This window comes from Streptomyces sp. P5F9, from assembly GCF_057961495.1.
The window spans coordinates 1-8,916 of sequence record NZ_JBXVPZ010000408.1; the positions used below are offsets into that span (position 1 = coordinate 1).

The 8,916-nt window shown below is 68.7% G+C and carries 8 protein-coding genes; 5 read left to right on the plus strand and 3 right to left on the minus strand.

Translation table 11 applies throughout. The features are described from left to right. Positions 1 to 322: 322 nt before the first annotated feature. The 4 genes from AC31A1_RS40400 to AC31A1_RS40415 all read left to right on the plus strand — a co-directional run bounded on the left by AC31A1_RS40400 (position 323) and on the right by AC31A1_RS40415 (position 3,316). Positions 323 to 1,438, plus strand: coding sequence for a metallophosphoesterase (locus tag AC31A1_RS40400; RefSeq protein WP_489658071.1), 1,116 nt, complete (start codon positions 323 to 325; stop codon positions 1,436 to 1,438). Between the two features lie 192 nt (positions 1,439 to 1,630). After that, positions 1,631 to 2,491, plus strand: a complete 861-nt coding sequence (locus tag AC31A1_RS40405; protein WP_489658066.1) for a hypothetical protein — start codon at positions 1,631 to 1,633, stop codon at positions 2,489 to 2,491. 94 nt (positions 2,492 to 2,585) lie between these two features. Then, positions 2,586 to 2,720 carry a hypothetical protein gene (locus AC31A1_RS40410; protein WP_489658067.1) on the plus strand — a complete coding sequence of 45 codons (135 nt, stop codon included), beginning with the start codon at positions 2,586 to 2,588 and terminating at the stop codon, positions 2,718 to 2,720. A 35-nt stretch (positions 2,721 to 2,755) separates the two neighbouring features. Continuing rightward, complete coding sequence (locus tag AC31A1_RS40415; RefSeq protein ID WP_489658068.1) at positions 2,756 to 3,316, plus strand: hypothetical protein; 561 nt, start codon at positions 2,756 to 2,758, stop codon at positions 3,314 to 3,316. Between the two features lie 107 nt (positions 3,317 to 3,423). On the opposite strand, the gene thiC is transcribed toward AC31A1_RS40415, so the two are convergent. Then, positions 3,424 to 5,262 (minus strand): phosphomethylpyrimidine synthase ThiC, encoded by a 1,839-nt coding sequence (gene thiC / locus AC31A1_RS40420; RefSeq protein WP_489658069.1) that lies wholly within the window; start codon positions 5,260 to 5,262, stop codon positions 3,424 to 3,426. A 253-nt stretch (positions 5,263 to 5,515) separates the two neighbouring features. On the opposite strand from thiC, the gene AC31A1_RS40425 reads away from it, so the two are divergent. Further along, on the plus strand, positions 5,516 to 7,045 hold the full coding sequence (locus AC31A1_RS40425; protein ID WP_489658070.1) for a YibE/F family protein: 1,530 nt from the start codon (positions 5,516 to 5,518) through the stop codon (positions 7,043 to 7,045). Between the two features lie 209 nt (positions 7,046 to 7,254). Here the strand turns inward: AC31A1_RS40425 and AC31A1_RS40430 are convergent, their stop codons facing one another. Together AC31A1_RS40430 and AC31A1_RS40435 are read right to left on the minus strand one after the other, a co-directional pair. After that, positions 7,255 to 7,692, minus strand: coding sequence for an SsgA family sporulation/cell division regulator (locus tag AC31A1_RS40430; RefSeq protein WP_033285771.1), 438 nt, complete (start codon positions 7,690 to 7,692; stop codon positions 7,255 to 7,257). 99 nt (positions 7,693 to 7,791) lie between these two features. Further along, positions 7,792 to 8,505, minus strand: a complete 714-nt coding sequence (locus AC31A1_RS40435) for an IclR family transcriptional regulator (RefSeq protein WP_489658072.1) — start codon at positions 8,503 to 8,505, stop codon at positions 7,792 to 7,794. Between the last annotated feature and the right edge of the window lie 411 nt (positions 8,506 to 8,916).

Genomic DNA, 8,916 nt, shown 5'->3' on the forward strand with positions numbered 1-8,916 from the left:
GCTTGCGCGGGGTGGTGGGGGCGTCGGTTCGGGGTGTGTTCGCCCCCACCACCCCGCGCAAGCACTCGCCACCGCAAGCCACCACCACCGGCGATTTCCAGCCGCCTCAACGGCGCGAACCAATCCCCGTCCAACCCACGTCAAGCAGACGGTCAACAGCCGAACCCCTGCCCAATCGGGGCGAAAGCCGCGGTGGACCGGAGTCCTGGTCCGATTCAGCACCCCTGGGTCATCACATGGCGCGATCCGCATTCCTATGATGGGCCCACGACACCGCGGGCCGCTGCGACCAGGCAGTCCGACGCGGTGCAGACGCGGCGTGATGGTGGAGGGGTCGATGACTCAGGGGGCCGGTCAGGGACCCGAGACGGAGCGGACGGCGACGTTGCGCGACTTCCGGGTACCGGCGTACGTCCACGAGACCGGTCCGTACGCCGACAGCGCGCAGCCCGGCGAGGCCGTACGACCCGACGAGGAGGCCTTTGACGAGGCCTTCGACGAGGTCTATCCGGAGGGCTACACGCCCACTCAGCGCGATCTGCCCGTCATCCGTCGGGGTGACACGGTTCAGGTCGCGGTGGACCCGGCGTCGGTGGCCGTCCCGCAGCAGACGGAGGGCCCCGGTCCGCTGTTCGTCGTAGGGGATGTGCACGGCTACCTGGACGAACTGGTGGCCGCCCTGCGGGAGAAGGGCCTGATCGATGCCGCGGGCAGCTGGTGCGCGGGCACCGCGCGGCTCTGGTTCCTCGGCGACTTCACCGACCGCGGACCCGACGGCATCGGCGTCATCGACCTGGTGATGCGGCTGTCCGCCGAGGCCGCCGCGGCCGGCGGCTACTGCAAGGCCCTGATGGGCAATCACGAGCTGCTGCTGCTGGGCGCGAAGCGCTTCGGCGACACCCCCGTCAACTCCGGCGCGGGCACCGCCACCTTCCAGGCGGCCTGGCTGCTCAACGGCGGCCAGAAGACCGACATGGACCGCCTCCAGGACGTCCACCTGCAGTGGATGGCCCGGCTGGACGCCATGGAGGAGGTCGACGGCCACCTCCTCGTCCACTCCGACACCACCGCGTACCTCGACTACGGCGACTCGATCGAGGCGGTCAACGACAACGTCCGCGAGACCCTCACGCGCAACGACGCGGACGAGGTGTGGGACGTGTTCCGCAAGTTCACCAAGCGCTTCTCCTTCCGCGACGAGGGCGGCGCCGACCATGTCCGCTCCCTGCTCGACATGTACGGCGGGACCCGGATCGTGCACGGCCACAGCCCGATTCCGTATCTCCTGGGCGACGTGGGCTCCGAGGACGGCGAGGACACCGCAGGTCCCGTGGTCGAGGGACCGCACGTCTACGCCGAGGGACTCGCCATCGCGATGGACGGCGGAGTGACCATGGCCGGAAAACTGCTGGTCCAGCAACTGCCGCTGGATATCTGAGCGTTTATCGGGCAGGCGTCCCCTCCGGAGGACCGGCGGACGACAGCGCTGGCCAGGGGCCAATTTCTGGAAACCCCCTGTCACCGTGTGCCGTCACCGCTCTACCATCGGCTTATCCGTAGCAGGCTCCCCTCCGTTTCTGCCCGACGGCTCGTTGGCATGCGAGCCCCAAGCCCTACGGAGCATCGGGGGATGCACATGAACAGCGTTCCGCAGCACCTGCACAGCGAGGACCGCCAGGAGTACGAGCGGATCCTCGACGAGGCGCTGCGCTCCGCCCCTACCCGCCCGGAACTGGCCGCTGTCGGCAAGCGGCTCAACCCCGAACAGCTGCGCACCATGGCGCTGAACGCCACCGCGCTCATCACGGCGGCCGCGGCGACCGAGTACCAGCACTACGTGAAGGTCCGCGAGGAACTGCGCCAGCCGGCGTCGTCCACCCCGTCGGCCGTCCACGAGACCGACTCCGCGGAGCCGGCCGGCGTGGGCGCGATGGGGCTCGCCACCACCCTGGGGGAGGCGGCCGAGGGTGCGGGCGCCATCGCCGTAGCCGCCGTCCTCACCCCCGTCCTCGCCGGAACGGCCGCGGCGATCTTCCTGCTCGTGGGCTACATCCTCAAGATGCTCAGCCCCGAACCGGCGTTCGCCAAGACCATGCTCACCGCCGGCTGGGTGTTCGGCGCCATGACCGCGGCGGCGATCCTCGTCGCCATCGTCGGCCTGCTGCTCACCGCCCTGCGCAACAGGCCCTCACCCGACACCGGCCCCTACGGCGAGTCGGGCGGCGAAGTGGCCCGCGCCAGGGACGCCTGGCACGACGCCCTCCTGGAACGCGGCATCCTGCCGTTCCTCCAGGAGGCGCTCGCGGCTCCTGGCACAGCGACACTCCGCCGTACGACACCCACGGCCCCGAGTCGCATGCCGAACCTCGGCTACGACCGCCCGGGCTTCTCCAGCCCCGACGACGGCCCGGAGCCGGGGCACCGTCCGAGCTTCAGCAGCCCGGACTTCTCCAGCCCGGACTTCGGGGGGCCCGAACACCAGCCGGAGTAGCCCCTCGGCTTGCGCCCCCACCCAACGGAGCGCAAGCCGAACACCCGGTCACCCGGTCGGGTTCACAGGGGTGGCCGAGTGCTGTGGTCCGGCCGTGCGCCGGAGTTGGTCACCCTGCCGTGGACACCTGGACAACGAGGTCTACGGCATGCCCGCCGTCACCCCGCGCGGCATGTACGCCGAACTCACCGCCGTACCGGCCGGGTTGTCGCAGCATGCTCGCCGTTAGAGTCTTCGGCAGCCGAGTGGACGTCGGGGGGCGGCATGAGTGACTCAATCAGCGCAATCGCGGTTGCCGTTCTGGGCATCGGTGGCACTCTGGCATCCGCCTTGCTCACACAGCGCAGTGCTGACCGCGCCAGAGCGCGCGAGCTGGAGTACACAAGGCTACTGAGCCGCGACGAACGCGAGGATGCCCGCCGACAGGCTCAGGTGGAGGCGCGACGAGCGTGCTACTCCGCACTCAACGCCGGCACACGTGACTACATCAACGTGATGTCGAAATTCCTCCACGCCTTGGAGTCGGACGACGTCACCGACGAGTTGCGGGGCGAGCTGGACCATGCACGCCGAGAACATCGGCTGCGCCACGCCGAGGCGCAGATGATCATGCCCGATCCCGTGATGGCGGCAGCCAGCACGGCGAACCGTGGCTTCGGCGACCTCTACGGTGCGCTGAAGCGGATCGACAGAGGCATGGCGGAACGGGACGAGAACACGGTCTCGGTCCGAGAGGACATGAGAAAGCTGTGGGACGCCTTGTGGAACATGCGCGGGGTCATGCGTGTCGATCTCGGGATCACTGCCCCTGACCAAGAGGCATAGACGGAACCCGGTCAGAGGACGCGGGAGGCGCACGAGGCAGGTCATGGAAGCCGATCGACTCCCATGACCCCGAGCCTCAGTTTTGACCCCGAGCCTCAGTTTCCGCGTCAGTCCGCGATCGGCAGATACACCCGGTTCCCGCTCGCCGCGAACTCCTTCGACTTCTGGAGCATCCCCTCAGCGACCTCGTCAGCCGTCGCCCCAGCGGCAGCCGTACCGCCGAACTGCGCGGTGATGCTCTGGCTGATCTTCATCGAGCAGAACTTCGGCCCGCACATGGAGCAGAAGTGCGCCGTCTTGGCCGGCTCCGCCGGAAGCGTCTCGTCGTGGAACTCCCGTGCCGTGTCCGGGTCGAGGGCCAGGTTGAACTGGTCCTCCCAGCGGAATTCGAAGCGGGCGTCGGACAGCGCGTCGTCCCATTCCTGCGCACCGGGGTGCCCCTTGGCGAGGTCGGCTGCGTGGGCGGCGATCTTGTAGGTGATGACGCCGGTCTTGACGTCGTCACGATTGGGCAGGCCCAAGTGCTCCTTGGGCGTGACATAGCAGAGCATGGCCGTGCCCCACCAGGCGATCATCGCGGCACCGATGCCGGAGGTGATGTGGTCGTACGCCGGCGCGACGTCCGTCGTCAGCGGGCCGAGCGTATAAAACGGAGCTTCATCACAGATCTCCTGCTGAAGGTCGATGTTCTCCTTGATCTTGTGCATCGGGACATGTCCCGGGCCCTCGATCATGGTCTGAACATTGAAACGCTTCGCGATCGTGTTGAGTTCCCCGAGCGTCCGCAACTCCGCGAACTGCGCCTCGTCGTTGGCGTCCGCGATCGAACCGGGCCGCAGGCCGTCGCCGAGCGAGTACGTGACGTCGTAGGCGGCGAGGATCTCGCACAGTTCCTCGAAGTTCTCGTACAGGAACGATTCCTTGTGGTGCGCGAGGCACCAGGCCGCCATGATCGAGCCGCCGCGCGAGACGATGCCCGTCTTGCGGTTCGCCGTCAGCGGTACGAACGGCAGCCGCACGCCCGCGTGGACGGTCATGTAGTCCACGCCCTGTTCGGCCTGTTCGACGACCGTGTCCTTGTAGATCTCCCAGGTCAGCTCCTCGGCGCGGCCGTCGACCTTTTCGAGCGCCTGATAGAGCGGCACCGTGCCGATGGGGACGGGGGAGTTGCGCAGCACCCACTCGCGGGTGGTGTGGATGTTGCGGCCGGTGGACAGGTCCATGACCGTGTCGGCGCCCCAACGCGTCGCCCAGGTCATCTTCTCGACCTCCTCCTCGATGGAGGAAGTGACCGCGGAATTGCCGATGTTGGCGTTGACCTTCACCAGGAACCGCTTGCCGATGATCATCGGCTCGATCTCCGGATGGTTCACGTTGGCCGGCAGCACCGCCCGCCCGGCTGCGATCTCCTCCCGGACCACCTCGGGCGAAACCTTCTCCCGTACGGCCACGAACTCCATCTCGGGCGTGATCTCACCCCGTCGCGCGTAGGCGAGTTGCGTGACCGGCGTACCGTCACGGCCTCGCCGCGGCTGACGCGGCCGGCCGGGGAACACCGCGTCGAGGTTGCGCAGTCCACCGCGTGGTGAGGTGTGCTTGATCCCGTCGTCCTCGGGACGGACAGGGCGGCCCGCGTACTCCTCGGTGTCGCCGCGGGCGATGATCCAGTTCTCCCGCAGCGGCGCCAGCCCCCTGCGGACGTCGGTGTCGACGAGCGGATCGGTGTACGGGCCCGAGGTGTCGTACAGCGTCACGGACTGCCCGTTGGTGAGGTGCACCTGACGGACCGGCACCCGGAGATCGGGGCGCGAGCCCGCGACGTACCCCTTGTGCCAGCCGATGGACTTCCCGGCCTCCGTGGGCTGCTCGGCCCGTGCGGACTTCTCGCCCGGAATGGGCTGTTCGTCCTGGCTGGAGGCAGGCGTGCGTGCGTCCTTGTTGGTCATGAGACCTACTCCCTACGCCGGCATTACCCGGTAACAGGTTCGGCGGTCGACGCAGCGGCTTCCGTCAGCCGGTGTTTCATGTGAAACATCACTCGATTCAGGTGACGTTTCCCGTGAAACATCGCAAAGACGAAGGTCAGCGCCCTCTCAGCCCGGTGCTCCGAGCTCCCGCGTGTGCAAAGGTGCCTCCACGCTAGCGTCATAAGTGGCGCGGTGAACAGTGGGCCTCCGGCGTTCTTGCGATGATCGGGCGGTGACCACGACACAGCAGCCCCCGTACCCGCCGACCGGGCCGCCGCATGGACACGGCCAGGGATCCGGCGACGACCATGGCTCGGGTTCCGGGCACGACCACGGATCGGGTGGGGACGGCGGACACGGACGGGGTGGAGACGGCGGGCACAGTTCCGGGGCAGGCGGTGGACACGGTCACTCGCACAGCCACGGCCCCGCCGCGCCCGTCTCCCGGCATCTGCGGAAGGTCATCGCGGCGATCCTGATCCCGTTCACGGTGGCGGTCGTGGTCGGCATGGTGGTGCTCTGGCCCGGCGGCGCCCCGTCGCACAAGCGCACCGGCGTCGGCTTCGACCGGCAGACACAGCAGGCGACGGTCACCAAGGTCGTCAGCGTGAGCTGCGCGTCGGTGAACGCCTCGGGCGGGGGCTCGACCGGGGACACCTCCACCGCCGAGGGCTCCTCTGCCGCACAGGAGGCGGCCGGCACCTGCAAGAAGGCCACGGTCACGGTCTCCACCGGCAAGGACAAGGGCCGTACGTTCACGGAGATCGTGCAGCCCGACCAGTCACGGCAGTTGCATCAGGGCGAAAAAGTCGTGGTCGCGTACGAACCCTCCGCGCCCAAGGATCTGCAGTACTCCGTCACCGATGTGAACCGTAAGTTCCCGATGGCACTGCTCGCCGGGATCTTCGCGCTGGCCGTCGTGGTGGTAGGCAGGCTGCGCGGCGTCATGGCGCTGATCGCCCTGGCCATCAGCTTCATGATCCTGAACTTCTTCATCCTGCCCGCGATCCTGCACGGCTCGAACCCGCTGATCGTGGCGGTGGTCGGATCGAGCGCCATCATGCTCATCGCCCTCTACATGTGCCACGGCCTGTCGGCCCGCACCTCGGTGGCGGTCCTCGGCACCCTGATGTCGCTGGTGCTGATCGGCGTCCTGGGCTCGGTGTTCATCGGCTGGGCCGCGCTGACCGGGAACACGGACGACAACACCGGCCTGATCCACGGGCTGTACCCGTCGATCGACATGAGCGGTCTGCTGCTCGCCGGCGTCATCATCGGTTCGCTCGGCGTGCTCGACGATGTGACGGTCACGCAGACGTCGGCGGTCTGGGAACTCCACGAGGCCAACCCCTCGATGGGCTGGCGCGGGCTGTACCGCGCAGGCATCCGCATCGGCCGCGACCACATCGCATCGGTCGTCAACACGCTCGTCCTCGCCTACGCGGGCGCCGCCCTGCCCCTGCTGCTGCTCTTCTCCATCGCGCAGAGCAGCGTGGGAGCGGTCGCCAACAGCGAGTTGGTGGCCGAGGAGATCGTGCGCACGCTGGTGGGTTCCATCGGCCTGGTCGCGTCGGTACCGGTCACCACGGCCCTCGCGGCCCTGGTGGTCTCGGCGGACCGACCGGGGCCTGAGGCAGTTCCGGCGGGTGCGGCTCCGACAGGCGGTGCGGCTTCGGCAGGTGGGGCTACCGCGTCCACGGCGGCGCCGAGTGCCAAGCCCGCGGCGGCGCGCGGCGGGAAGGGCCGACGCCGCAAGCACTGAGGCACCGTAGTGCTGAGGCACAGCAGCGCTGAGGCACCGTAGGCACTGGGCGCGGAGGACGGCGGGAAGGGCCCCCAGGGGCCACGCAGAAGCGTTACTGCGGTTCCTCTGGCCCCCACTGACCTTCAGGGCTCACAGCGCCTCCAGGAGCTTCAGGGCGCGTGGCGAAGCGTTACGCCAACTTCCGCCCCCACCTCCGTGACGACACATCAGCCCGCGCTCTGCTCCTCCGCCAGGATGCGGTCCAGCGCCTCGTCTAGGTGGGTGTCGAAGTCCGCGAGGGCACCTTCCTGACCGAGCGGAACCAGCCGGTCGGTGCGGTCGAGGAACGCCACGAGCGGGGCCGCGCCAGTGCGGAACAGTGCCTGGTCGCTGCCGACCTGAAGCCGGATCAGCACCTCGCCCAGCGTCTCGGGATCGACGGGCTCGATCCGCACGTCGCCCTCCCCGCACGCCATGCCCACCCCGTCGATCAGCAGCTCGCGACCGAAGGCCCAGGTCACCGGGGCGTCGCCCGGCAAATGGAAGGTCAGCCGCACCGCGTACGGATCGGACGTCTCGTAGCCCAGCTCGACCGGGATACGGAAGGAGAGCTCCTCGGAAACGAGGAAGCTCATCATGACCTCTGCCTGTACGGACTCGCGCATCGCCTATCCCGTCAACTGCCGTCGCCTGGCCGGGAATGATCCCCGTGACACTGAAGGAATATTGCTGAACGTACACGTTAGATCACAAGGAGTAAGTTTTCAGATACTGATAGAGAGCGCGAGCGACCCCAGAAGCCTGCCGACCTCGGCCTGCAACTGCCGCGCCGCGACCGGCAGTCGGTCGGCCTGATGCGAGGGCAGGGAGATGGCCATCGTGGCGGCCGTGGCGCCGAGCGTGATCGGAATCGCCGCGCAGACCGTCCCCAGCGCGTACTCCTGACGCTCCACCACCAGCTCCGTCCGCCGCATCCGGTCCAGGCGCCGCACCAGGGCGTGACCGTCGCGCACGGTGTACGGCGTGAGGGACCGCACGGGGTAACGGTCGAGGTGGTCACGGCGGACGTCCTCGCCCAACTGGGCCAGCAGACACTGGCCGATCGCGTGCGCGTGCCCCGTCTCACGGAAGTCCGCCCACTCCTCCACCGCCGGACTGCCGGGGGTGTCGGAGACACACAGCACCTCGATCTCACCGTCGCGGTACATCGCGTAGTACACCGGTGCGCCGATCAAATCCCGCCACTGCGCCAAGGCGTCGACGATCGTGCTGCGACGTTTCTCCTGCGCCCCGCTGCTGCTCAGCCGCTCGGCCGCCTCCCCGAGGAAGAACAGCCCCTTGTCACGGCGGAGATATCCCTCGTGCACGAGGGTGCGCAGCAGGTGGTACGCGGTGGGGAGGGCGAGGCCGGTCTCGCGGGCCAGTTGCTTGGCGGGTGCTCCGTGTTCGTGTCCGGCGACGGACTCCAGCAGGCGCATGGCCCGTTGGACGGAACCGATGAGGGTGGCGGCGGACTGCTGCGGGCCGTCGGCTGTCGCGAAGCGCTGCCGGTCAGGGGCTGCGGCTGCGGTGAAAGGCTGCTGTTCGGTGGTCGCCGCGGAGCGCTGCCGCGGCGGGGCCGCAACCGGGCGCTGCTGTGCCGCCGGCTTCGGCTGTACCACCGGCTTTGACTGTGACGCCGGGCGCAGCTGTGGCACCGGACCCGACCGCTCCACCAAACCTGGCTGAGCCACAGCACCGGACCGTTCCGCCGGATCTGGCTGTGACACCGGCCGCAGTTGTGCGGGGACCGCCACCGAGCGCGGCCACGTGGACGGGACGGGCAGGGTGGGGCGTGCGTGTGGTTCTACGGGTGCGGTGTCAACCGTGGCCAAGGGTCACTCCCGGAG